Raw genomic sequence first — 26190 nt, forward strand, 5'->3', positions numbered from 1 at the left:
AGGAGGCCGACATCGCGCGGCACCGCCTGCACCAGGCCGAGCAGGACGCAGTCGACGCCGAGACCGCCCGGACGGAGGCGCGGGCCGCCGCCCATACCGCGAAGGTCGCCGCCGACGACGCGGACTACTTCGCCACCGCCGACGAGCAGCGTGCGCGCGACGCCGACGAGGTCGCCGAGACCGCCCGGGCCGAGGCGCAGGCCGCCGCCCACCGGGCCGACGACCTGGCCCGCGATGTGTTCCCGGAGACGGCGCGGCTGGGGTGGATGCTGCTGTCGTCCTGGTTCGGCACCCATCCCGTGGACACCACCGGCCTGCTGCAGGACCTTGAAGACCGCATCAACGGCAGCACCGTCCCGGGCCTCACCCCGCGGATGCGCGCCGACATCCTGGACCAGGTCCGCGCCCAGGCGAGGCAGGACATCCGGCCGTTCTTCCGCAAGGGCGGATTCACCGTCACGGTCCAGGGGCCCGGTGGGGAGTGGAAGGTGCGGTTGCACGTCGATCCCGACGCCGAGTACCACCGCGTCCCCGCGGCCTCACAGCTGCCGCCGCCGGGGCGTCGTCCCCGGCCCGTGTTGATGCACGGGGTGGGCGACCCCGCCTACGCCTACGATTTCGGTGGCGGCCACGGCGGCAACAAGTCGGTCTCGCTCGGCGTCCTCGTCACCCCGTTCTACATCGCCCCCATCGGCCCCGGCATACCCGAGGTGGACATGGTCGGCGCCCGCCTGGTGTTCCGCGGGGGGATCGGCTACCGGGTGCGCACCAGCGCGCTGGGGGTGGACGGTTCCAGCGGCGATTTCACCTACACCGAGGTCGCCGGGACGCCCGTGCCCTACGACGCCGATCTCCTTGCCACCCTGACGGTCACCCCGCCGCAAGCACCGCCGCTGGTTCAGTCATGGCCGTTGCCGGTGCGGTTGTTCGTTCCGGGTGGGCCGGGCACCAACCCGCCGGATGCCCCCGAGCGCATCACCCTGGCCGACCCGCGTTCCCCGGACGAGGCAGGGGTGCCCGGGCCCGGTGCCCGGGCGGTCGACCGCAGCTACCCGCTCTATGTCGGGGACATCTCCTCGGCCACGCCAGAGGGGCGTATGAGCCTGGCCGACTGGGTCCGGGACCGCCTGCTGGGCTACTCCTCGGCGGCCGTGAAGGACCGCCCCAACCCCTCTCCCGACGCCTCGGGGCGCAACCGCCTGGTCAAACAGCCCCCGAAGCCGTCCGCGGCGTTCACCCGGCACAACGAGACCACCCTCAACGGGTTGCGGAACGGAAGCACCGTCCGGCACCGCCTGGGCGCCATGACGACCGGCCACGCGGACCTGCCGTTCGTCGACTACGCGGGCCGCCACCGGCGGTTGCGCCTCACGTCTTCGCCGACGTCGTACCGGCGGCTGCCCACCCCGCCGAAGGCGGCCGAGTTCTCCAACATGACCCGGGTGGACGCCTCGGTTGCGCAGACCGCGAGCAAGAGGTCGTGGTGGACCGTGCTGTTCGGGGGCGGGGCCGATTTCCGTATCTCCGACCGCATCTTCCGGTTCGCGCCCGCGGTCGTGGAGTATGCCTACCGCAGGGTCATGCGCCAGACGCACGACACGCTGCAGGACGACGCCGGGCGCTATCCGCTGATGTGGGGGGCGACGGACACGGTGGCTTATGAGGTGGAGCGGACCTACTACGTCCAGTTCGACGGTGACCCGGTGCCCAGGGTGTTCCGCGGGACGACCATCGAACTCTTCACCCTTGAGGACGCCCGGCTTCTGCACACCGCCGACACCTCCGCCCCCGCGCCCGAGATTCCCACCGGGACGGGCACCCCGCCGGTTCCGCAGGACACCACTGTCCCGGCGGAGCCGCCCTTCCCGCACCTGCGCGGGCCCCGCCCCAAGAACTTCCATGGCGCCGTGCCGCGGTCGTTCGCCTACCCGGACGGTTCCCCCTTCTTCACCGGGGGCCCCGCCACCCAGCGCGAGGACGCCACCGGCGCACCGGTCGCTGAGCCCGGGAACAGCACCGAGGGGGGAGGCGCCGCCGACGGCGTGAACACGCGCGACGGACAGACGGATGGCACCGTGGCCGTCCCTGCGCGGGGTACGCCCTTCACCGAATGGCTCGCTGACCGATTGGTGCAGGCGGTCGCCCGGCGCTTTCCCGGGCTGGTCGTCCCGGAGACGTCGCGCGGCGAGTCGGACTTCGCCCACCGGCCCGACGGTCCGACCTCGCGGGTGGGCCGGGAGCACCGCCCCTTGAGGCGGGACTACGCCACCGCCCTGGAGAACACCCACCGCATCCGCACCGCGGTCGCACAGGCCGTCCTCAAGAGCAACCTGGACAAGCTCACCCACGACGGCCTGCCTGTGCACCTGGAGGACACGGCCAGTGTGGACGTCAAGGACCTGTTCCGCAGCGGGAAGAAGTTCATCCGCCCCGAACTGGTCACGGTGCGGCTCTTCGCCGTTGTCGGCGAACTGCACCACAGCGGGACCAGCGACCGGATGACCGGCGTCTACGTGAGCGGTAGCTCACAGCGGGGGGCCTCCCACGGGTCCGGGGACTCCCACACCCTGGCCGCGCGGTTCGTGGGGGGCTACGCCGGGCAGGGGGACCCGGACGCCTCCGGGACGCCCACGGGCGGCGCAGTCCAGCAGCAGCTGCGAGCGGCGCTCGTCGGCGAATCCACCACCGGCCAGGGCAATTCCACCGGGTTCGGGACCGACGCGTTCCTGCTCTACACCGGCGCGACCGACACGTGGTCCAGTGACGTGATGTTCTACGCCGTGATCGACGACTCCCAGCGCTACCATGGCACCGACCTGCTGCGCGATCGGGGTGACCTCCTGGACCAGGGCATCCAGGCCCGCATGGAGATCTCGACACCGCGTCTGGAGCGGCCCCTGCCCGCCGACGTCACCCCCCTCACCATCGACGGCGGCCCCGGCTCCACCACCGGTGACCGGCCTGGACCGGCTTACGAGCGGCTCACCTCCGAGCAGGCCCGGGCCATCATCACCGGCCGCGGGATCACCCCACCGGTGCCGGTCGCGGAGGACGGCGACGCCGCCATCGGCGATGGCGGCGATGGCGCCATCGCGAGGGTCAACGGCCGCTCGCTCAATGACCGGCTGGACGGCGCGGTGTTCATCGACTGGGTGAACACCGGCGGTGAGACGCCCGGGCAGCCGTCCCTGCTCGACCTGATCCGCAGCATGTTCTCCGCGGAGTTCATCGGTGCCCGCTACGCCGGCCAGCGGGACGGCTTGGCGCGCAAGGTCGATTACTTCACCGGCGAGGACAAGGCGGGCCGGGAGCTCTTCCCGCAGGTGCTGGAGAACCTCGCCAACCACTTGTTCAACGGGATCGTCATCCGGCCGGAGTTCGACGGCGGGATCTGGTCGCCCCACACCATCCGGCCCACGGTGGTCACCGACAGCGTGGTGGAATCCCTGACGGCGGTACCGGTGGACATGGTGATGTACTTCGAGGGCACCGCTAAGACCGCCCTCAACCACATCCGGGAACGCATCTGGCGGGTGGCCCTGGGCGGCGTCTTCCTTCCCGTCGGCAACACCAACCCCTCCAACGCCGACCCCGCCTCGACCCGCGGTGATGCCGCCGCGCCGACGATCTTCACCGGGCCCAGCGCCGGGTGGATCCGGATTCTCAGCTCCGACTCGGCGACCACCGCCCGCAACTACAGCATCCGCACCACCTTCATCCACGCGGCGGCCATCTCCTTCCTGATCCGGGGGTCCGGGATCATCCGCCAGATCGCGGAGATCGCCCGGGAACTGGACATGGTGGCGACGTTTTACCGCTCACCGGTCTACACCGGGTGGCAGATGCGCATGGACGAGTTGTTCACCGGGTTCACCCACGCCTGGGACGCCATCGCCAACCGCCTCGTCCTGGACCGTTTCACCGGAACCGACGGCACCAGCCGTCTGACCACCCGGCCCCTCCCTCCGATCCCCATCTCCGTCGACACGCGCCCCGGCCTGGCCGGAACCGGCGACACCCTGCGCCCCATCGACGCCGAAGCCGCGATCACCGACCTCGACACCAAACTCAGGGAACAGGGCCTGGAGCTGACCGCCGGCAGCCGCAACCGGCTGAACCACACCCTCAACTCCCGCCTGGCCAAGAACCCCGACTCCGGAGTCCCCGTCTCGGTCAGCATCCGCCGCATCGTCAAACGGACCGACTTCCCGAAAACCCCGGTGGAGCCGCCCTCGATCGCCGCGGTCATCCACATCGGGGTGGCCACGCGGCAGGGCGCACCCGAGGTGGGCTATGTGGGGGGCCAGAGCGAGTTCCGCGAGACCCGCTCGTGGACCGTCTCCACCACCACCTCCGGCACCCGCGGCGGGCTGACGACCACAGGCGTGGGCGGATTCGGGACCCTGGTGCCCAACAGCACCTCCACCAACCCCGACGCCGGCGCCCACCACTCCCAGGATGCCTCACCCGCCGTACTGTCCACGCTGGCCACCCCGCACGACACCACCGTGGGGTCCTCCGAGACCACCACGGCGGCGACGACCGACGCGCGCACGCGCACGATCACCCTGTTCGCGCCCGGCCCCTTCGCCCGCCTGGGCACCGACAGCGACCTCACCCTGACCCTGGAGATCGTGGGAGACGGCCTCTCCCCGCGGGTGGAGCTGCCGCGGAACGTGCGCACCGACGGGATCACCGCCAGCGGCGACGGGGGACGGGTGCAAACTCTCTACCCCGCTGCCTACCTCCACCTCGGCCCCGACGCCCCCGACACCGGCACCCCCCAGACCTCCAGTGGGGGACCGGAACCGTCCGCGCAGAGCGGTCGCCCCCCCTCGATCGTCGTGCCCGATCCCGGTGCCGCCACCCCCGAGGTCGCGCTGGCCGGGTGGAAGCACCCCGCGACCGGCAACGGCCCCGCACCCGATGCGCACAACGCGGGCGACCTCGTGCTCCCCGTGGCCATCGAGAACGGCGGCAAGGCGATCCTGGACCTCGCCCACACCGTGCTCGCCGCCGCCAGGGGATGGAAGCCCGACGCCGGCGCCGTCGCCGAGGGCCGCTACACCGACGCCGCCATCGCCGCCGCCCGTGGCCACGCCGTCCGGGAACTGGGCCTCAACCCCCGCTCCGACGCGGTGCGCCAGGAACTCGCCGCCTCCGTGCTGCCCTCCCACTTCATCAGCGCCAACACCAGCGGCGGCATCGGCTTCGACGACATCTCCCGCACGTCGTGGGCCATGGCGGTGCGCCCCGACTACACCTCGGCGCGGGTGCTGTACGTGGCGCCCACCGGCAGCATCACCGACACCGACTCCCAGGGGACGGCGACCTCCATCACCTCCGACCACAGCGGCGGAGTGAGCGCCTCGGGTGGTGTCGCCCTGGCCGACACCACCACCGGCGGGTTCAGCGAGCACCACTCGGGAACCCAGTACACCTCCGGCGAGGCCAACCGGACCTCGCACAGTGGCGGATCACACGGCGAGACCGTCGCGCCCAAGCGGCCCTACAAACTCCACGGGGTTCATGAGGGGCCGCTGTATTTGGTGGAGTTCGACTCCGACTGGGCGATCGCCGCCCAGCACACCCCGGGCGCCGTATCCAGGTTGGTCGGACGGGGCGCGACATCTGGCCCGCACCTGGGCCAGGCGCGGGCCAAGGTCACGGCGTGGGTTTCCCAGGACGTCGCCATACGGCTGGGCATCCTCGACGGCGGGCGGGCAGCGGCCGCCGCGGGACTCGTCGACGATGTCGCCGTGAAGCAGCAGGCGCTGGCCGAGGCCGAGACGGACTACCTCAAGGCGCGCCGCGACCTGTGGTGGGCCGCCCACGAAGCCAACGGGCAGCCCGCCGGCAGCGACGCGTTCAGCGCCTACCAGCGGCTCGACAAGACGGTCGAGCGCCGCGGCGCGGACTACAACCAGGCGTTCACCGACTGGCTGACCGCCCAGAACACAGCGGTCGCCGCGTTCACCGGCGGGGCCGCGCCGGCCGCCGGCACTTCCCCAGGGACGGACGACGCCCCCGGCGGCGGCCGCGGTCGCTTCGAGCGCGGCGGTGAGGACCGCGGAGCCGGCGGCGGCCGAGGAGACGCCCGCGAACGGGACGGTCATGGCGACGGTCCCGGTGCCCGGAGAGGCGGAGGCGGCACGACCGGCGACGGCTTCAGGGGATGGGGAGGCCGCGGATCCCGGGGCAGCGGATCGCAGGATTTCGACGTCGCGCCGCCGCTGCGGACCGAAAGCGCCGGTGTCCCCACCGCGGGGAGCGACGCTGCGCAGCGCCACGCACCTATGGACGCGGACGCGGGGACCGTTCACCCCCTCGACGCCGACGACCGCGGGCCGGCCGGTATCGAGGCCGGTGGTGGTCACCGCGTGCCGGAGCGGCAGGCGCCGGCACAGCCGTCCTCCCCCCGGAGCACGTCGCTGCCGGAGCCGGCCACGAGCGCCGAGGACCTCCCGGGATCACCTCCGCCGGCGCAGCCGGCGGCGCCCCGCAAAAGCCTCGACGATCTCTTCGGAGCTGCGCTCAACCCCGCGGCCACACCGCGGTCTCCGCGCACCCAGGAACGGGAAGCGGCCGAGGCCACCGGTGCCGGCACCCGCTCCGGCAGCGAAACGCAGGCGGCCGCACGACCGAGCGAGACCGACACGTTCTCCGACGGGTTCCCGGACCCCGCGCCCCCCGTGCCGGAATCGGCCCGGTCCGACGATCCCGGCGGTCAGTGGGACGGTAACGCCCCGGCCTCGCTGGATCTCAGCGCCCTGGCCGGTGGCGAGGCCAAGGATCCGGAGACGTTCAGGTCCACCGACGAACGCTACGAGAACCAGCTCAAGGAGCTCGGGATCTCCCCGGCCGAATATGCGCGGCCCTGGGAGTTCATGGTGGGCACCGACGACGCCGAGCAACCCATGGACCCCTACGCCTACGCCGACCTCGACGCCGCCGCCAACCTGAACTTCGACCACTTCCCTGACCCCAACGATCTCCGATTCAGGGCCGACTCCGACGAGGAGATCCCCGACGCCGATCCGAACCAGAACCCCCCTGACGACCCCGACGGGATCTTCGGCGGCTTGGACGACCTCCCCGGCGGGGAGTATGTCGGCTCCGGCGGCGGATTCGACTCCTTGGATCCCGGCAGCCTCGGCGGCCTCGGATACGACCCGGCCGGGCTGGACGAGGGTCCCGTTGAACTTGGGGGCTGGGGGGAGGCATCCGCGGAGAGCGGGAGGGGCGCCCCCATGGGCGATGACGTCGTCTCCGGTTTCCCTTCTCGCGCTCCCGTCGAGGCGCAGAACGCCGATCCTGGTGCTCTTCCCGATGATCCCGACGTCGGTCCGGGAGGGGCGGTCGACCGTCTTTGGGCCGACGACGATGGTCGTTCTTCCGCTCCCGCGGCGGACGCGGAGCCTGGCCCGGGCCAGCGGGCCGGCGCATCCGGCGGTGTCGCCCCCACGGCCGGGTCTGCTGGTACCGGGAGTGGTGGTCGTGCCGTGCCTCCGGCGCGCGAGAATGCGCTTCCGCCGGGCCCTCCGCGGCCTGCCCCCCGGTCGGCGGCCGCCGCGGAACTCACTCCCGCCCAGCGAACCGCCGCTCTTGCGAAGGCGAAGGACCTGACCCTCGAGCAGCGTCGGGCCCTTGCCCTGCGCCATAGCGGTCTGAGGTTCGGCGAGATCGGTAGGCTCCCCGGCTTCACTGTCAACTCGGCCATGGATCTCGTGGCGCGTGCCGCCCGCCGTATGGGAGTGAGTAGGGCACAGGCCGTTGACCTCGTCGGCGACCCTCGATTCCCGTCCCTGCCCGGCCCGTTGTTGTCCCGCGCGCCCGAAACGTCCAGGGGAGACCTCACCCCCGCCCAGCGAACCCACGCATACGCCAAGATGGATTCACTCACCGACCGCCAACACACCGCCTTCGGCCTCCTCGGCGCCAAGCTGAGCAAGGCCGAGATCATCACAATGATCCAGGAGCGATACGGGGTGGAGCGCAGAACGGCCGAAAATGACATCTGGTACGCCCTTCACCATCTGGGGCTGAACCGCGACCAAGCGGTCAACCTCGCCAGCGGGGCCCTGCCGGACTACCGGGACACCGCCCTCGCCGACTCCAGCGGGGAAATCGATGCTCGCGCACTCGTGCAGCGGCTCGAGCCCCGCCAGCGCCGGACCCTGGCTCTCCTCCTGCGAACAGACCTTTCACCGGCCGACATCGGTGAGGGCGTCGGCGCGCACCAGGGGCAGTTGGAGTCGGAGGCGGAGGGTGTTTACCGCCGCTTGGGCGTGGACCGCGACGGCGCGGTCGGCATCGCCCGCGCGGCCGGGCTGAGACTGGTGCCGGAGCAGGACTTCCCGCCGGCCCGGGCCCGCGAACTCTTGGAGCAAGCGGGCCTGTCAACCGTCCAGCGCGAGATCCTGCGCCTCCTCGTCCAGGGGCAGACCCGCTCCCAGATCGTCGAAAATACGCCGTGGGCAGAAGGAACCGTCAAGAAAAACCTGGTCAGGCTCTATAACCGATTGGGGGTGTTCAGCAGCGCCGAAGCGGTAGCCATCGCCCGCGCGGCCGAGCGCACCGTCGACCCTCAGGCCCTGCCCGACGCCCTCGGCGAGATCTTCCTTGACGTGCGTGACGACACGTTCCTTCTCGACGGTGCCCCGGCTGCCCGCAGTGGCCTGGCCGCCGGTGAGCCGGGCACGGCACAGACCGACCGGGACCGCGCACGCGAACACGTCGGTGAACTCGCCCGCAGATACCTGGAGGGGCTTAAGCCACTCCAGCGCAAGATTGTGAACCTTCTGAGACAGAGAGTGGACAAGAAGGACATCGGCGCCAGACTCACGCCGAAGCTGGCGCAATCCACGGTCGTCAACAACATCCACCACATCCGCAGCCACCTGGGTGTGCCCTCCACCGACCATGTGACCACCATCGCCCGCGCGGCCCAGGGAGACATGGATCCCGACGTCCAGAGCAGCACGCTGGCCCTCATCAAGAGGGGCTTGGCGGACAGCGCCCGGCCCGACATCCGGCGCAGGCTCGATGACCGCAGCCCAGGCTCGGCTCAGTTGCTCGTTGAGGACATCGATCGCCATCTGGAGGCGGCCGAGCGCGCTGAAGCCGACGACTCCGGCAGCGAGGACGGGTCTGTTTCCGACGCCGACGATATGGACGTCGACTCTTCGGATTCCGATGATGATGACGACCCCGCGCCCGCTCCCGTGGCGGTCAGCACTGAGCAGATGCTCAGGGCTAAAATCGGCGAGCTGGACCTTAGGCAGCGCGAGGTTCTGTGGTATCTGGGGGACGGGCTGGGCGACCAGGAGATCGCCAGGAGCGTCAGGCCGCCTATTGGCGCTGCCGTTGGGGACTTCCCGGTCGCCGTGTACGTCGGCCAGATCATCGACACCCTGGGGGTGAACAGCCGCGCCCAGGCCGGTGCTGTCGCCCGCGCGGCCGTCGCCGTCGGCGTGCTCTCCGCTGCCTCCACCGCCGGCGGCGGCCCGGAGCGCACCTCGGTCCCGCGAGCCGGCAACGAGGCCATGGTCGATGATGACCGCGGTCATCTTCCCGACGCCCCCGATCTCCCCGCTGGTCCCCGTCCCGCCCTGGAGCAGGCTGCTGGATACCTGTTCGTGGGTCCCCAAGGCGGCCCCCTCCTTGGTTTCCGGAGGGACGCAGGCCCCTTCGATGACCCCGGTCAGGAACACGCCGTCGGCCACAACGACGCCGACGACCTGTATCGCTACTCCGGTGACGAGGGCGGTGCGGGGGATCGTTCCGGCGGGCCCGCCACCCCTCTGGAGCTTCCTGGTGATTCCCGCGGTGAGGATGGCGACTCCTCCGATTCCGACTCCGAGGGCGAGGACGGGAATCTTTCCGACGCCGACGACATGGACGTCGACTCTTCGGGTTCCGACGGTCATGACGACCCTCCCGCACCCGCTCCTTCCGCGTCGGGTGGGCAGGACGGGGCCTCTTCGGCTCCGCGCCCGTCGCGCTCGGGAGGAGATACCCGGCGGGACGGCACCGGTGGTACCGGCGGCGCCGGCTCGGGCCGGGGCTCAGGGGAGTGGGGGACGCGTGGCCCGGCTGTGGACGACGGCGAGCAGGACGGCTCCAACAGTGACGCGGACGGTTTCAGCGACCTCCCCGATGCTTCCCACCCTGGCCAGGGTGAACCGAGCTCTTCGCTGACCGGGGAGGACGGTGTTCGCGAACTCATCGGTGAACTCGCCGGTATATTCCTGAACGTACTCACGCCCGGCCAGCGCGAGGCCCTGGACCTCATGAAGCGGGGGCGGAGCAACAAGGACATCCCGGCTTCCGCGAGCACCATCAGCAATATGTACGATCGCCTGGGCGCGGGCGATCGTGACGATGCGGAGGCCATTGCCCGCGCGGCCGATGCGACCAGCGACCTCGAGCCCGGCGGTCTTCTCGGGCCCGACCCCGGGATCGGCGACGGACGTCTGAGTGTGCTGTCGCCTTACCAGCGCCGACTCCTCCAGCTTCTCGACAGGGATGATCGACCTCCGGGGCAGATTCTCCGGGCCCTCGGCAACAAGACGCAGACCTCCGAGGTTGTCGGGGCCGAAAGGATCTTCGGGCGCCTAAACGTAAACAGCCGGGAGCAGGCGACCGGCGTCTTCCGTGAGTCCATGGAAGCGGCTATGGAAGCCGCTGATCGCGCAGCGGTCGCACCCGGCCGCGCTACCGCCCGGGAACTCGCGAGCGGGCTGACCCCCTACACGCGCAGGGTGCTTTACCTCATCGAGCGGGGCTTGGCGCACCCCGGCATCGCCGGCAAGCTCAAGGACGGAGAGCGACGCTCGGCCGCCGACCTCATCGACGAAATCCATCGCCGTGTGCAGGTGACCGCCCGCGTTGACGCAGACGCCGTCGGTCGTACGGCTGTCGCCGCCGGCGTGCTCTCCACTGCCTCCACCGCCGGCGGCGGCCCGGAGCGCACCTCGGTCCCGCGAGCCGGAGACGAGGCCATGGCCGACGACGACCGCGGTGACCTTCCCGACGCCCCCGATCTCCCCGCTGCTCCCCGCCCCGCCCTGGAGCAGGCTGCCGGAAACCTTTTCGTGGGTCCCCAAGGCGACCCCCTCCTTGATTTCCGGAGGGACGCAGGCCCCTTCGATGACCCCGGTCCGGAAAACGCCGTCGGCCACAACGGCGCCGACGACCTGTATCGCTACTCCGGTGACGAGGGCGGTGCGGGGGATCGTTCCGGCGGGCCCGCCACCCCTCTGGCGCTGCCTGATGATTCCCGTGGTGAGGACGGCGACTCCTCCGATTCCGGCTCCGACAGTGACGCGGACGGTTTCAGCGACCTCCCCGATGCTTCCGACCCTGGCCAGGGTGAACCGAGCTCTTCGCTGACCGGGGAGGACGGTGTTCGCGAACTCATCGGTGAACTCGCCGGTATATTCCTGAAGGTACTCACGCCCCCCCAGCGCAACGCCCTGGACCTCATGAAGCAGGGGCGGAGCAACAAGGACATCCCGGGCTCCGGGAACTTCTCCAAAATCTACGATCGCCTGGGCGCGGGCGATCGCGACGATGCGGAGGCCATTGCCCGCGCGGCCGATGCGACCAGCGACCTCGAGCCCGGCGGTCTTCTCGGGCCCGACCCCGGCTTCGGCGACGGACGTCTGAGTGTGCTGTCGCCTCACCAGCGCCGACTCCTCCAGCTTCTCGACAAGGATGATCGACCTCCGGAGCAGATTCTCTGGGACCTCGGCGCGTCCGGGACCGCCGTCTCCGGGGCCAACGGGATCTACAGGCGCCTAAACGTAAACAGCCGGGAGCAGGCGACCTACATCTTCCGTGAGTCCATGGATGCCGCGATGGACGCCGCTGATCGCGCAGCGGTCGCACCCGACCGCGCTACCGCCCGGGAACTCGCGAGCGGGCTGACCCCCTACACGCGCAGGGTGCTGTACCTCATCGAGCGGGGCTTGGCGCACCCCGGCATCGCCGCCAAGCTCAAGGACGGAGATCGACGCTCGGCCGCCGGCCTGATCGACGAAATCCATCGCCGTGTGCAGGTGACCGCCCGCGTTGACGCAGACGCCGTCGGTCGTGCGGCGGAACAGGACTCCGACTCCGAGGGAGACCTCTACGACGTCTCCGACGTTGAGGAGGGACACGGCCGTGGCCATGGCGGGCGTGGGCGTGGGCCCGATGATCCTCCGCCTCCGGGCGGCGGTGCGGGTGCCCTGTCCGGTGGCAGCGGCGGCGCTTCCTTCTCTGGGCAGGGACCCACCGCTTCTGGGGGTGGGAGCGGTGGGCCCGGTAGCCGTGGCTATGGCCACGCCGGTGGCTCGGGGTCCCGGACCCGGCAAGGCGCACCCCCGGCCGGCCTTCGCGAGAACGACGTCCACGACACCTCCGATGGGCGGGGCCGGGACGCCACCGAGGGTGTCGCCGTCTCTGTTGCGCCGGAGCGGCAGGCTCCTCCGCCGTCGTCGCCCGGGGAGAGCTTGGCCGACGTGTTCAGTAACGCGCTCAATCGCGAGGCCGCACCGCAGGCACCGCGCGGGCAGGAAGAGGTCCGGGACGGGGCGGATTCTGACGGTGGCCGGGGTGGCGTGCAGAGGGATCGTGGCCGGGCCGTGGACGATGAGTCCGACTCTGATGGCGATGTGGACGGTTTCTATCCTCCTGGCCCGGTGCGGTCGCGGGAAGCCGCCGGTGTCGGTGGTCCGTGGGGTGGCGACCGTCCGGTCGCACCGGGTTCGAGCGCTTCGGGTGATCCCAAGTCGGGCGGGGAGCGGGGGCCGGAGTTCGAGGGGTTCGTTGATGGCCTCGTCCGCCGGTACCGGCTTGAGGAGTTCGGTGATGTGGACGGTGTCCGTGGTGCGGACGTGGGTGTTCATGGGGAGGGGGGTGCCCAGGAGGGGTCTGATGCCGGGGTTGGAGGTGTTAGCGGCGTCGTGGGTGGTGATGGGTTGCTTCCCGGCGTTGCTTCTCGTGCTGTCGGCGCTGGCGGTGGTGCGGTTGAGGGTTCTGGTGCGTCGGGCCGTGAAGGGCTGTCCGGCGGTGAGGGGGTGTCTCGCGGTGATGTTTCGGGTGATTGGGTCTTTGACCGTTTTTACGATCCCGCGCCTGGCTCGGAGCCGGTACGGTCGGCCGATGCCGATGCCGATGCCGATGCCGATGCCGATGCCGATGCCGGTGATCGGGGGGCGGGTGTCCCCCTGAAGGGTATTGATCTGTCTGGGCTGGCAGCTGGCAAGGACGGCAAGCACAGTGAGGATGCCCGCACGTTTGAGGAGTTCCTCGCCGACCTGGTCTACCGGTACCGGCTGGAGGACATCGGGTACCACTCCGCCGAAGACGCGGAGCTCCAGGTCTTCCCGGCCCGTCCCGGCAATCCTGGACAGCGCTCGGACGCCCTCAACGATCCCCCCGCCTACGCCCCCGGTACCCGAATCATCCCGGTCACGGCGCTCGAGGGTGACGACCGCAACATCGCCTTCCTCGCCGGGAAGGGAAAGACCATCAAACAAATCCAAGCACTGACAGGAATAGCGCAGGGCACGATCGGGCATCGCCTTGTCGAGATCTACGCCCGCGTGGGAGTGGACGGCAAAAGCGGACTGGCCCACGAGGCCCGCGTCAACAACCTCCAGCCCGACCTCCGCCACCTCAACCCCGGGGCCGTCCGTCGTCTCATCGCCGGCTTCGAGCCTGCCTCCCACGCCGACACCGGCACGCCCCGTATCGGCTCCTCGGCGACGAGTGACACTGGACAGTTCCCCGACGCCCCCCGCCCCCAGGGCGGTTCTGTCGATGGCCAGATCGGCCGTACCCCGTTGCCTGCGCCTGCGCTTTGGGATGGCGTTGACCGGCACCAGGATCCCGGCGGGGGCATGGGTAACACTGTCCGTGCGCGGGTCGATGATGTGGCCGCTGATGAGTGGGCGCGGATGTACCTGCCGATCGTGGAGACCGTGGAGGGGGCGGTGGCTTCGGTGGAGGGCGCCCACGCCCTGCACACCACCGAACTCCAGGCCGATTCCTTCAGGAAGTACATCGACCATCTCCGGGACATGGTCGATGAGGGGCTGGCCGGCGGCGATGTCGTACCCGATGACCGCGACGATTTCGGGTGGATCGTCGGCGACGTCGACACTGTTCTGGGGTTGGCGGTGCTGCCGGTGGCGGTCACCGTGCACCTGGGGGCCGGGGCGGGATTGCTGGGCCGGTTGGGTATCAACCCCGGCCATCCCCGCGATGCTGTGGGCACGGTGGTGGACGTCCCGCACTACCTCGCCGGCACGTTCGGTACGCGCGCCGCCGACGACGCCCCCGCCCATGTGATGGTCCGTGTCCCTCAGGGCTTCCCGGCCGTCTACGTGGCCGGGGAGCCCGAAGACGGGCCGGGCCGTGTACTGGTGGCGCGGGGGGCACGTCTTGTCGTTCACGCCGCCTACCGGCACCCCGCCGAGCGGGTGCCGGGCGCGGGTGTGGAGGATTTGTTGTTCGTGGAGGCCGAGATCGTGCCCGCGGGATGGGTGCCGATCCCGGGCTGGGCGCCCAGCCCTTCCGGCGATGCCTACCACGGCTACCAGGCGACCGCTGATACCGCTTCGCGGGAGGAGGACGCTTTCGGCGATGGCGACCTCATCGGCGCCTTGGATGCGGAGGGCACGTTCGGCGGTGGCTTCGACACCGACATGTTCATTGACGGGGGGGTCGGCGCCCAGGGGGCGCCCACCGCCGAGGCGGCCGAGCGGACCGTCGACTCCGAGGTCCTGCCAGACGCTCCTGGCGACGTCTTCCTTGGCATTCCTGAGGTGGCCGGCGAGGACCGCGCTCGCGAACGCATCCGTGAACTCGCCCGTAGATACCTGGCCGGGTTGACGTTTCGCCAGCGCGGGATCCTGAACCTCATGAGGCAAGGGTTGGATGACGAGGCCATCTCCGAAACGTTCAAGCCCCGGATGTCGCCAAAAACGGTCGGGGGTCACGTAAGGGACATCAGCAGGCACCTGCACCTGCACTCCCGAGACGATGTGATCGCCATCGCCCGCGCGGCCGAGCTGGGCACGGATCTCGCTGCCGGCCAGGGGCCGGGGACCGCGAGCGGATCCGGCCGCGGTACCGCCGGGGCAGGCGGGAGGGGGCTGACCGACGACCACCGCAGGGCGCTGGACCTCATCGAGGAAAACTTGAGGAATCCCGTCATCGTCAGCAGGCTCGATGTCGGTGAGTCGGGCTCGGCCGCGGGCCTTGTCAATGACATCCGTCGCCTTCTGGGGGAGGCTGACCGCGTGGACCTCGATGCCGTCGTTCGAGCGGTACAACAGGACACCGGCGGGCAGGACCAGGATCCCGGCGGGGGCACGGGCAGCACCATCATCGACGCCTTGGATGCGGCGGGCACGTTCGACGGTGAGGGGTTCTCCTTCGACTTCGACGGTACTTTCCAGGAAGGGGCATCCGACCCGGAGCCCATGTTCGTCGATGACGATGATTCCGGCTCCGACTCAGAAGGTGGCGACGACGGGGATCTCTACGTTTACTCCGGCGGTGGTGGGCGGAGGCCCGACCCCGGGCCTGGCACCGGCGCTACAGGCGGCGGCGATGGCCGCACCGGCGGCGCTGGCTCGGGTCGACGCGGTGCCGCTACCGACGACATCCGCGACACCTCCGACGGCCTCTCCGACGGCCGGGGCCCGGTCGGGACCGAGGACGGCGTCGGCTCCTCCGGGCCGGAGCGGCAGGTGCCTGTGCCGCCGTCTTCCGCCCCCGCTCGGTTGGCATCAGGGCCTCCCACCCCCGACCGCGACCTCCCACGACCCCCGGCGCCCTCGCAGTCGTCGCCCGGCCAGAGCCTTGCCGAGCTGTTCGGCGGCGCGCTCAACCGTGAGGCCGCACCGCGAGAACCGCGTATACCGGGAGAGGGCCGGGACGAGGTGGATTCCGACGGTGGCCAAGGTGGCGTGCAAAGGGATCGTGTCCGGGCCGTGGAGGGCGAGTCCGACTCCGGTGGTGCTGTGGACGGCTTCTACGCCTCTGCTCCGGTGCGGTCGCGGGAAGCCGCCGACGCCGACCGCGATGCCTCCGATGCCAGCGACAGCGACGACCTCTATGGCGTCTCCGACGACGAGGGTCGCGATGGCATCCGGTCCCGGGCACCGGAACCGGCCCGATCCGCCGACCCCGGCTATGCCCCCGGCCGTGGTGGGGATCCCGAAAGCCTTCCCGACGCCCCCGCCGCCCTGGCCCCGGCCAGGGAACTCACCGCCGAGCAACTAACCCGGGCTAAGGGAAACATCAGCAGACTGAGCGACCGCGAATTCGACTTCCTCGTCGCTCTGGGGGCCGAGCGCACCGACGGGGAGATCTTCACCAGACTCGATATCCGACCGGGCCCCGCATTCTCCGCCCTCATGGAAGGGGTCACGGGTTCCCTCGGTGTGGAGGGCCGCGAACAGGCGGTCGCCGTAGCCCGTGCCGCCGAACTGACCGACGACTCCGCCCCCGGTGACATGGGGCACGGGGCTCTAATGGAACGGGCCCTCACCCGGGTCGGCGTCCTGGACAACGCCCGGCGGCAGCTCCTCGGCCTCCTGCCTAAGCAAAACGGCGACATCGGGGAAGAGCTCCGCATGAGTGTCTCCCGAGTCACACAGGGTGTCAGGAGCCTCGTTCACCGCCTGGGGGTGCGAGACCGCGGCGAGGCGATTGCGGTCGCCCGCGCCGCCGAGCTGGCCCCGGCTGAAGGACCCGCCGGCGAGCGCCTCGCCCAGGCTGCGGACAGGATCAACAAACTGACGGATCAGCAATACGAGGTCTTCGTCCATTTGGGAGCCGAACGGGATAATGGCCAGATCGCCCGGCATGTCAAGACGCGAAAGGGCACATTCATCAGTGAAGACCGGGCCGCTCGTCTGGTCAGCGCGGTCGTCGACACCCTGAAGGTCCACAACCGTGCCGAGGCGGGAGTCGTTGCCCGCCGCGCCGGCCTCGCCCGTGCCACCGCCGACAGCGGCCAGGCGCCCCCCACGGCCTCGGCAGCCGGCCCGGAGGTCCCGGAGGCCATTGCCGTCAGTTCCGATGAGACTGACAGCGATGCCTCCGATTCCAGCGACCGTGAGGACCTCCATGTTGTCCCCGGCGACCATGACGGAGGCCCCGACGCGCCCGACGACCGCGGGTTCCTTCCGGACGCCCCAGCGCCCGGCTCGGAGCGGACCGTCGACTCCGAGGCCCGGCCCGACATCCCTGGCGATGTCTTCCTTGGCGCCCCTGAGCCGAGCAGCGAGGACCGTGCTCGCGAACGCATCCATGAACTCGCCCGTAGATACCTGGCCGGGTTGACGGTCGGCCAGCTCGACGTCCTGAACCTCATGAGGCGAGGGCTGGACGACGAGGCCATCGCCAATGCGTCCGATCGATCGCCGGCAACGGTCAGGCGCCGCGTAAACGACATCAGCCGGCACCTGCACCTGTACTACCGCGACGATGTGATCGCCATCGCCGAGGCGGCCGTGGCCGAGCCGGGCGAGGATCGACCTACCGGCCGGCTCACCGACTTCCACCGCACGACACTGGCCCTCATCACGGAACGCTTGGGCGACCCCGAAATCGTCGGCAGGCTCGATGGCGGCGAGCCGGGCTCTGCGGCGGGCCTCGTCAATGAGATCCATCGCCTTCTGAGGGAGGCCGATCGCGTTGACGCCGGCGCCGTCGTTCGAGCGGCCTACCAGGACACCGGCGGTCAGGAATAGGCCCAGGGGAGGGAAACCCTTGATGCTGTGGGCACGGTGGTGGACGTCCCGCACTACCTCACCGGCACGTTCGGTACGCGCGCCGCCGAGGACGCCCCTGCCTATGCGATGGTCCGTGTCCCTGGGGGGTTCCCGGCCGGAACACACCCCTCCCCGCGGAGATCGCACGAATCCATGGGCGACGAGCCTGTCTCGTCGGCTCTCGCCCATCCCCACGACCGAAAAGGAACCGATGTCCTCTCACCCAGTACTTGCCGTCCTTGACGACCTGGCGCGCGTGATCGGTGCGACGCCCCCCGATCAGGACACGGCGCCGACGCCGTGCGCCGGCCTCGACGTGGTCTCGTTGCGCCGGCACCTGCTCGGCGGGATCGGGTACTTCACCGTCGTCCTAGCCGACCCCGACGGCGACCAGCGGCCCGACCCGCGCAACTACACCGGCCCCGACGATACCGACGTCCTGGTCGCGGCGATCGGTGAACTGTCGGGGGCCGTGCGTGCCGCACTCGCCGACGGCATCGAGACGGCTTCGGTGCGGGTGCCCGCGCTGGGCGGTACTTTCCGCGGCGACTACGTGCTGAGCATGCTGGTCGCCGAGGTTGTGGTGCACGGCTGGGACATCGCCCGCGCCACCGGTCAGGCATGGGACCCCGATCCCGCCGCGTCGGAGCAGGCGCACACGCTGCTCGCCGACCAGATCAAGCCGGAATTCCGGGGCGAAGGCATGCCCTTCGCCCCTGAAGTGCCCGTGAGCGTGGACGCCACGGCGCTGGACCGGCTGCTGGGCTTCGCGGGCCGATCGCCGGAGTGGACACCGGCACCCGTCACCCAGCGTGGGTGAGCGGTGCGGCGGACCAGGAGGGTCCCGCCGCACCGCTCACCGCGGTATCGACTCCTTCAGCGCGGTGCCCCCTCGCGCGTGGACGTGCCGGTCTGCGGAGACGATCCCACGGCCAAGGCGGTGGCGATCGGGCTGACGCGCGCGATCTGCGGCCACGACGGTAGCGACGTCGGCGTCGGCCTGCCGGGCACCTCGCAGGCGACCGTCGCGCCGGCGCCGAAGACCACCGGGACCTGGCCTTCGGCGACGGCCGTTCGCGGCGATGGCGTGGCCGGGCGCGCGCTGGGCGAGCTTGGGCATGTGGCGCCGCGCCGGTTCCGGCGGGGCGCCGCGTGTGTCGGGCTCTGCGCGTCCGGGCCCGGCGGGGTCAGCCCGCGAGCTGCTTCTTCAGGGCCTCGGCGTCGTGGACGGCCGACATCTGCGCGAACTTGCCGTCGCGGATCCGGTAGATGGCGAATTCGTCGATCTCGATCGCAGCGCCCGTGGGGGCCACCCCGAGCCATTCCTTGGTGGGGGTGCCGTGGTTGACGGAGTGGCAGGCCAGGGTTTCTCCGTTGATCGCCACCTCCTTGATCTCCCAGTGGAAGTCGGGAACCGCGTCGGTGATGCTCTTAAGTGCCGCAACGACGTCGGCGCGAGTGGCCGGCTCTCCGTGCGAGAGGATGGACTCGTGGACGAACTCGTCCATGCGGTCGAACTCATGCGCGTTGAGCGCCTCGCAGTAGCGGTCGTAGAACTCGCGCATGTCGAAGTCGGACATGATCGCCCTTCTCGCCCGGTGGCCGGGCTGTATTCGTGTGCTCATGGTTCACGTGCGACATCCGTCGCGATCTCGTCGGCCGTCTTGGTCCGCACGTAGCGTTCGGGGTCGGTGGTCCAGGTCGTCATCCCGTCACGGATGTGCTTCTCCGGGGCCTGGACCGATGTGTGGGCCCCGCGACGCGGCCCGTAGATGGGGGTGTGCGCGTCGGCGGCGGTCGTCCGGAACCCGTTCGGGCAGGCTCCATCCGATCGCCTCCAGCGCGGTCGCGTCCGGGGCCGCGAGTTCGACCGGCACCTGGCCGTCGTCGCCGAGCCCCCTCGTGCGGGGTGGGAGGGCGACGTGGAGGCGCGGGGGAGCGCCGCGGAGGTCTCGACGTGGGGAGTCGTTCGCGCACCACCCCACGGCCATGACCGCCCGCATCGCCACGGCCCGCGCCGTCGCCGAGCGAGTGCGCCCGGGCGATGGTGGCGGCATGGAACCTGGGACGCTTCGGGTGCCACGCAGCGTGGGGTGCCTGCTCAGATCTGGTTCTCTCCGCCGTCGACGTAGAGGTTCGCGCCGACGACGTAGCTGCTCTGTTCCGAGGCCAGGAAGGCAATGGCCGCGGCGGCCTCCTCGGGCTGGCCCATGCGGCCCTTGGCCACGGTCGCGGCGACATTCTCCTTGACGGCCCGGGCGGTCTCCTCGTCGCCGAACGCGGCGGTGCCCCCGGGAGTCTCGATCCATGCCGGCGAGACCACGTTGACCCGGATGCCGCGGCCCTTGAGCTCGGTGGACCACGTGCGCGCGAAGGACCGGACGGCCGCCTTCGACGCCGCGTACGCGCCGAACGCCTCCACGCCGCGGTCGGCGGCCGTGGAGCCGGTGAGGATCACCGAGGCTCCGTCGTTGAGCAGCGGGAGCGCCTTCTGCACGGTGAACAGCGTGCCGCGGGTGTTGACCGCGAAGGTGTGGTCGAAGTGCTCCTCGGTGGTCTGCTCCAGCGTCACGAACGCACCGACCGCCGCGTTGGCCACGAGCACGTCCAGCCCCTTGCCCCGGGCCCGGACCGCGTCATAGAGCCGGTCCAGGTCGGCCTTCTTGGCGATGTCGCCGGCCACCCCCGTCGCCCGGTCGGTTCCGATGGTCTTGACGGCGGCCTCAAGTTCGGATTCGCGTCGGCCGGTGACGAACACGTAGGCGCCCTCGTCCGCCAGCCGTAGGGCGGTGGCCAGGCCGATACCGGTGCTGCCCCCGGTGACCACCGACGTCTTGCCTTCCAGCTGTCCCATGTGGGTGTCTCCATCACTGTCTCGATGCCGATCCGTTCGGTATCGATACTGCGGGAAATCGGCGATACTATCCATGATGCAGAATCCGCCATTCTTTACGTATCGTCCAGGAGGTGTCGTTGGTGCTCGGCTTTCGGGATCCCGTGGCCGACGCGATCAGCCTGCTCCGGCCCCGCACGGTGATCGGGCCCAGCCTCCTGGCCGCGGGGGAGTGGGCGTTGCGCTTCGACACGTTCCTGCACGTGCGGATCGGCGGGCTCGTGCGCGGCACGTGCTGGTTGATCCTCGACGGGCACGAGCCGGTGCTCCTGCACGAGGGGGACACCTTCATGCTCGGCAACCCGCCGCCCTACGTGCTGGCCAGCACGCCCGACGCACGCCCGCGCCCTGCGCAGCCGGTGTTGGCGGGTGCCGAAGACGGGTTCGTGCGGATCGGCCCGCAGGCCGAGGAGGACCTCTACCTCTGCGTCGGGCACATCGCGTTCGACGACAGGAACGCGGCCCTGCTGACCGATCTCCTTCCGCCGCTCGTGATCGTCCGCGTGGCCGATCCTCACGGCAATCGACTCGCGCAGCTGATCGACCTCCTGGCCACCGAGGTCGGAGTCACCGCCGCCGGCGGCCCGCTGGTGCAGAACCACCTCGCACAGATCCTGCTCGTGCACATGCTGCGCGCTCACGCCGGTCAAACGGACCGGCCCACCGGCTGGCTGGGCGCCCTGAACGAGGACGGCATCGGTGCCGCCCTGCGCGCCGTGCACGCCGACGTGGCCCACTCCTGGAGCCTCAAGGAGCTCGCCGACATCAGCCACATGTCGCGTTCCGCCTTCGCCCAGTCCTTCAAGAGCCACGTCGGGGTCCCGCCGTTGGAGTACCTGATCCAATGGCGCATGAGCCTCGCCCGCGACGCCCTCGCCCGCGACACGCTGTCGATCTCCGAGCTCGCACAAGCGACGGGCTACCTGTCCGAAAGCGCGTTCAGCACCGCGTTCCGCCGCGTGGTCGGCTCATCGCCCGCACAGTTCCGCAACCAGGCACGTCAGCCATCGCGCTCGGCCGCGAACGGAAGCTGAGGCAGGCGCGCCGGTGCCCGGCTGCGCCGCGCCCATTAGCCGCTCAGGACGCTGTCAACGGCGGCGAACAAGGTCGCGTTCTCGGATATGAGGGCTGATTCCGAGCCGGGTAGCGCCCTTTCCAGGGTGAGGCCGTTGATGACAGTGAGCAGGAACTTCGCGCGTTGAGCGTTGTCGCCCTCGGGGAGTGATCCTTCGTCGGCGAGGACGGACAGCCAGTGCTCCACGCGGTGCTGCATCTGCCGCTCAATGGCGAGGTACGCCTGTCGCGTGTCCTCGGTCGGCTCGGCGGCGATGAGCATCCGGTAGGTCGTGCCCAAAGCCTCTCTCGCCTGCTGTCCGGTCCCGACGGGCGCGATGATCTGCCGCAGGCAGCCGACCAGCCGGTCCCGCGCGGGCGTGTCCGTGTCGTGGATGGGGTCGCTCGGGAAGGCCAGGCCGTAGATGCCGGCGAGCACCGCGTCCTGAAGGGCGCGCTGCGTCGGGAAGTGGTGCCGGAGTGAGCCTGTACTCACGCCGGCCCTGGCGGCGACCGCCCGCACGCTCAATCGTGCGGTGGGGTTCTCACTCACCATCGTCGCGGCCGCAACGAGGATCCTCTCGCGAGAGCTCGGCTTCGAGTCGGCTGATTCGGTCATGGGCAATTCCACCTCCTCCCCAACTCTACTAGCACACCGTACTAGCACGGTGTGTTAGTCTCTGCTGTCGCTAGCACAGTGTGTTGGAAACCGGACGGTTCAGGACGGGGAGAGGGCATGCTCGATCAGTGGCGCCGTCGGCGGGCGGCAGCACGCGTCAAGGACGGGGACGGACGCCAACTGAAGCGCTTCCGTTGGTGGCACCTACTCGGCCGCTCCCTCTTCTACATCCGCCTCCCCGGCGACGACGGGCGCGAAATGGAGTACGCGGTCGACGTCTCGCACTGGGGCGAGCAAGAGGACGGTGACGTCAGGGCGCACCTGTACCGCGACGGCAGACACCGCGCCCAGTCCAAGATGCCCGCGGCCTTCCCCGTCCCGGGCGGTCGCATCGAGGTCGCGATGAGCGCCTTCGGGCTCAGACGCTGCCACTACGTCACCACCGGCGGCGCAGAGCAACAGCTCACCCCCGACCCGAGATCCCCCGAGGGACGCCGCGCCCGCCTCCACCGCGAGCACCCGAATCTGAGCCGCTGCATCGGGCTCGTCTCGGTGGTCGTGCTCATCGTCGGAATCGGCCTGAACCTGCTGCAGGCTCTCGGACCGATCTCGCAGATCCCCCCGGTCAACGAGGTGACCGGAACCTTCACACCGCCCATCCTGCTGCCGTTCTGGCTCAACATCACGCTCGTTCTCGCCGCCGCGCTGGGCAGCACGGAACGTGCACTCCGGCTGCGCCACTCCTGGCTACTCGACGGCGCAGGCAACTGACCCCCCACCGAAAGGACGACATGACCATCCGCAACCCCCATCCCGCGCCGGCCCCGTCGGCCGGCGGCCCGGTGCGCTCGACTCCGCTGTCCGAGCGGTCCCTGGCCCCCGACCTGGCACGGGGGATGATGCTGCTGCTGATCGCCCTGGCCCACGTGCCGTGGTTCATCTACGACGCCCCTGCCGGCCTGGCCCTGCTTCACCCCGCCGACGGCAACCTCGCCGACAGGATCGCCCAGGCGTTCACCGTGATCATCGTCGATGCCCGCGCCTACACGATGTTCGGCTTCCTCTTCGCCTACGGGGTCGGGCAGCTCTACGCCCGGCAGATGTCCCGGGGCGCCGGCCCTGCCGACGCTCGCCGCCTGCTGCGCCGGCGGCACCTGTGGATGCTGCTGTTCGGCGCGGTCCACGCCCTCCTGCTGTGGCAGGGCGACATCATCGGCACCTATGGCCTGATCGGTCTGATCATGGTCCCCCTCTTCCTCAACCGCAGCGACCGCACCCTCAAGGCCTGGATCGCCGTCCTGCTGGCGGCCGGGGCCCTGTACAGCGCCGCGACGGCGGCGGCCGGCCTGGTGGCCCCGGCGGCCGACGCGGTCCCCGTCGCCGACGTCCAACGCATGAGCATCGCCGAGACCGGCTACCTCCCCTCCGCCGCCATCCGCCTGTCGGACTGGGGGGCGGTGCTGGTCTCCGGCCTGTTCACCTTCGCGCTGCCCACGGCGTTCCTGATCGGGCTGCTGGCCGCCCGCCACCGCCTGCTCGACGAGCCCGCGCGCCACCTGCCGCTGCTGCGCCGCCTCGCCGTGGCCGGCATCTCCGTCGGCTGGCTGGCCGGGCTGCCGCTGGCCCTCCAGCACATCGGCGCCATAGCGCCGGCCTATGTGCCGGTGTTCTCCGGGTTGCACCTGTACGCCGGGATCTTCACCGGAGTGGGCTATGCCGCGCTGTTCGGCCTCATCGCGCACTGGATCGCCACCCGCGGCCGGCAGCGGTCGCTGCCGGTGCGGGCGCTGGTCTCCCTGGGCCGCCGGTCGATGAGCGGCTACCTGGCGCAGTCGCTGGTGTGGGGGCCGGTGCTGGCCGCCTGGGGGCTGGGTCTGGGGGTGTACCTGTCGAGCTGGTCGGCGATGCTGGTGGCCGTGGCCACCTGGCTGGTGACCGTCGCCGTGGCGTATGCGCTCGACCGCACCGGCAGGCGGGGCCCGGCGGAGGTGCTGCTGCGTGGGTTGACCTACCGGGCGGTGCGGTCGGGCAACGACTGAGAGGGCGCGTATCGAGTCGTGATCAATCCCCGGGTTCGGCCCCGCTCCGAGGCTCTGAGCCGGTAGATCGTCGTGTGTGACTCGAGTGCAACTGACGGACGATAAGGGGGAGTTCATCGCGCGGTACCTGCCGATTGGCGAGTGGGCGCGGCCGCACGCGTTGCGGCCTTGCCCGGCCACGCAGCGGCTACGTGATCGGACCCGAACGGGACGCGGCCGCGTAGCCGCCGCAGGTGAGTCCCGCCTCCGGCGGCCGCTTCGACACCGAGGGCGATGGGGGAACCGCCCAACGACGGCGTCAGGTGATCGTCGGCATGTCCGGTACCGGCCATGCGATGGCGATCATGTTGCGTGCTCGCCAGGGTGCAGAGAGGAACAACCCTCGAAGGAAACCATGAAGACGACCCGACTGCGCCAGAAGATCACGGTCGGCCGCGAGGCCGGGTCCGGCCGGTTCGGGGCGGGCTGCAACCAGTGGCGCCCAGGCGCGATGGACCACATCATGCCGACGACACCGGCTGCTGCCCCTTACTGCTGCGCCTGACGAATCTCGGGAGACGATCAGCGATGCGGTTTTGGCCGAAGCGCAATCCTGACACCAGGTGGAGATTCACTGGCGCCAGTATCTCGGCGACCGGTGTGGGCTTCAACTGGCAGCACGAAAAGAGCGACCATTGGCGGGCGCGGGAGATCGTGCATCGGCTGGAAGACCACCGGATGCTTTACGACCCTTACGAAGCCGAGCGTATCCAGCCGGTCATCGAATCCGCGGAGCGGTTGCGCGACTATTTGGCCGAGCAGATCCCGCAATGTGAGTCCGCCGCGTTGCGTGACCACCTGCGTGACATGCAGGCCGCCGTGCGCAGATGTCTCACCCGGATTCACCGCGCGCAAAGCCGAATCGATGAGCTCTGGCCGGCGGTGAGCGAGTTGCGGAGCCGGGTGGGTACAACTGCGGAGGCGATCGCGGACAGATTTGATATCCCCGTGAACGGCGATCTCGCCCGGATCGTCTACAACGGTGAGTCCGCAGTGGCAGCCCGAGCGGCCGCCTTCGTCCGGGGCTCACCCCGGACGCCCGACGGCGCCCCGTTCCCGACCTGTCCGTCCTGTGGCGTTCACGACTCGCGCATCAGATGGACCGCCGACTCTCCCCCCGGCCGGTCCTGGTGGTGCACCGTGTGCGACACCCACTGGACCATCCGGTGGCCGACCACCTGAAGCGCGCCAAGGATCACCCCAAAGTGGACATACGGCTCGGCGGAGGCGCGGGCGTGCAGGTGAGCAGGGAGATCAGGCGTGTACGGTGTCGGTCCCGTCGGCGGAGCCCAGGCCTGAGGCGCAGGCGGTGAGTGCGCGGCGGAGGGCCGCGGCGTCGTCCGGGGAGACGTCGCGGAGCATCAGTTCTTCGATGCGGTCGGCGCCGCGGTCGCAGGCGTTCAGGGCGGTGTGCCCGGTGTCGGTCAGGTGGGCGCGCAGGACGCGGCGGTTGGCGGCGTCGGGCTCACGGGTGATCATCCCTTTGGCCTCCAAGGCGCCCACCATTTCGGTCGCGGCCTGGGGGCTCACGAAGGAGCGGCGGGACAGCTGGGCGGCGGACAGCCCCGGCTGGGCCCGCAGGACGCTCAGGGCGGTGTACTGCAACGTGGTCAGCCCGTGCTCGCGGGTGATCTGGTCCAGCTGCGCGCGTGCGATGAGTTCGACTCGCTTGACCAGGTAGATGATGCGCGGGCCGGCGTCGCGCGGGGCATGTCCCGGGTCGTCGGCCGCACGGGCGGGTTCCGTCATGGTTGACAGGGTATCAAGGCC

The 26190-nt window shown here is 70.4% G+C and carries 10 protein-coding genes; 6 read left to right on the plus strand and 4 right to left on the minus strand.

Going from position 1 to position 26190, the window contains the following annotated elements; genetic code table 11:
• Positions 1–17988 precede the first annotated feature (17988 nt).
• Positions 17989–18597, plus strand: coding sequence for a TIGR03086 family metal-binding protein (locus ACFOVU_RS12505; protein ID WP_378533080.1), 609 nt, complete (start codon positions 17989–17991; stop codon positions 18595–18597).
• A gap of 367 nt (positions 18598–18964) precedes the next feature.
• Here the strand turns inward: ACFOVU_RS12505 and ACFOVU_RS12510 are convergent, their stop codons facing one another.
• Positions 18965–19357 carry an ester cyclase gene (locus ACFOVU_RS12510; RefSeq protein ID WP_378533082.1) on the minus strand — a complete coding sequence of 131 codons (393 nt, stop codon included), beginning with the start codon at positions 19355–19357 and terminating at the stop codon, positions 18965–18967.
• Between the two features lie 521 nt (positions 19358–19878).
• A complete protein-coding gene (locus ACFOVU_RS12515) occupies positions 19879–20631 on the minus strand; it encodes an SDR family NAD(P)-dependent oxidoreductase (RefSeq protein ID WP_378533084.1) in 753 nt (250 codons plus the stop codon).
• A 113-nt stretch (positions 20632–20744) separates the two neighbouring features.
• Here ACFOVU_RS12515 and ACFOVU_RS12520 point away from each other — a divergent pair, with 113 nt between their 5' ends.
• Positions 20745–21704 (plus strand): AraC family transcriptional regulator, encoded by a 960-nt coding sequence (locus ACFOVU_RS12520; protein ID WP_378533087.1) that lies wholly within the window; start codon positions 20745–20747, stop codon positions 21702–21704.
• A 35-nt stretch (positions 21705–21739) separates the two neighbouring features.
• On the opposite strand, the gene ACFOVU_RS12525 is transcribed toward ACFOVU_RS12520, so the two are convergent.
• Positions 21740–22342 (minus strand): TetR/AcrR family transcriptional regulator, encoded by a 603-nt coding sequence (locus ACFOVU_RS12525; RefSeq protein ID WP_378533089.1) that lies wholly within the window; start codon positions 22340–22342, stop codon positions 21740–21742.
• Positions 22343–22459: 117 nt separating this feature from the next.
• Here ACFOVU_RS12525 and ACFOVU_RS12530 point away from each other — a divergent pair, with 117 nt between their 5' ends.
• From ACFOVU_RS12530 to ACFOVU_RS12545, 4 genes are all read left to right on the plus strand, one after another.
• Positions 22460–23113, plus strand: coding sequence for a hypothetical protein (locus tag ACFOVU_RS12530; protein ID WP_378533091.1), 654 nt, complete (start codon positions 22460–22462; stop codon positions 23111–23113).
• A gap of 20 nt (positions 23114–23133) precedes the next feature.
• Entirely contained in the window at positions 23134–24381 is a 1248-nt protein-coding gene (locus tag ACFOVU_RS12535) for a DUF418 domain-containing protein (RefSeq protein WP_378533093.1), read from the plus strand.
• Between the two features lie 394 nt (positions 24382–24775).
• On the plus strand, positions 24776–24925 hold the full coding sequence (locus tag ACFOVU_RS12540; protein WP_378533095.1) for a hypothetical protein: 150 nt from the start codon (positions 24776–24778) through the stop codon (positions 24923–24925).
• A 95-nt stretch (positions 24926–25020) separates the two neighbouring features.
• A complete protein-coding gene (locus tag ACFOVU_RS12545; protein ID WP_378533096.1) occupies positions 25021–25602 on the plus strand; it encodes a hypothetical protein in 582 nt (193 codons plus the stop codon).
• A 72-nt stretch (positions 25603–25674) separates the two neighbouring features.
• Here the strand turns inward: ACFOVU_RS12545 and ACFOVU_RS12550 are convergent, their stop codons facing one another.
• On the minus strand, positions 25675–26169 hold the full coding sequence (locus ACFOVU_RS12550) for a MarR family winged helix-turn-helix transcriptional regulator (RefSeq protein WP_378533098.1): 495 nt from the start codon (positions 26167–26169) through the stop codon (positions 25675–25677).
• Between the last annotated feature and the right edge of the window lie 21 nt (positions 26170–26190).

Source organism: Nocardiopsis sediminis (assembly GCF_042650565.1).
Lineage (GTDB): Bacteria > Actinomycetota > Actinomycetes > Streptosporangiales > Streptosporangiaceae > Nocardiopsis_B > Nocardiopsis_B sediminis.

Coding starts and splice junctions, on each gene's coding strand:
- ACFOVU_RS12505 (WP_378533080.1), top strand. CDS start 17,989: ATGTCCTCTCACCCAGTACTTGCCGTCCTTGACGACCTGGCGCGCGTG.
- ACFOVU_RS12510 (WP_378533082.1), bottom strand. CDS start 19,357: ATGTCCGACTTCGACATGCGCGAGTTCTACGACCGCTACTGCGAGGCG.
- ACFOVU_RS12515 (WP_378533084.1), bottom strand. CDS start 20,631: ATGGGACAGCTGGAAGGCAAGACGTCGGTGGTCACCGGGGGCAGCACC.
- ACFOVU_RS12525 (WP_378533089.1), bottom strand. CDS start 22,342: ATGACCGAATCAGCCGACTCGAAGCCGAGCTCTCGCGAGAGGATCCTC.
- ACFOVU_RS12530 (WP_378533091.1), top strand. CDS start 22,460: ATGCTCGATCAGTGGCGCCGTCGGCGGGCGGCAGCACGCGTCAAGGAC.
- ACFOVU_RS12535 (WP_378533093.1), top strand. CDS start 23,134: ATGACCATCCGCAACCCCCATCCCGCGCCGGCCCCGTCGGCCGGCGGC.
- ACFOVU_RS12540 (WP_378533095.1), top strand. CDS start 24,776: ATGAAGACGACCCGACTGCGCCAGAAGATCACGGTCGGCCGCGAGGCC.
- ACFOVU_RS12550 (WP_378533098.1), bottom strand. CDS start 26,169: ATGACGGAACCCGCCCGTGCGGCCGACGACCCGGGACATGCCCCGCGC.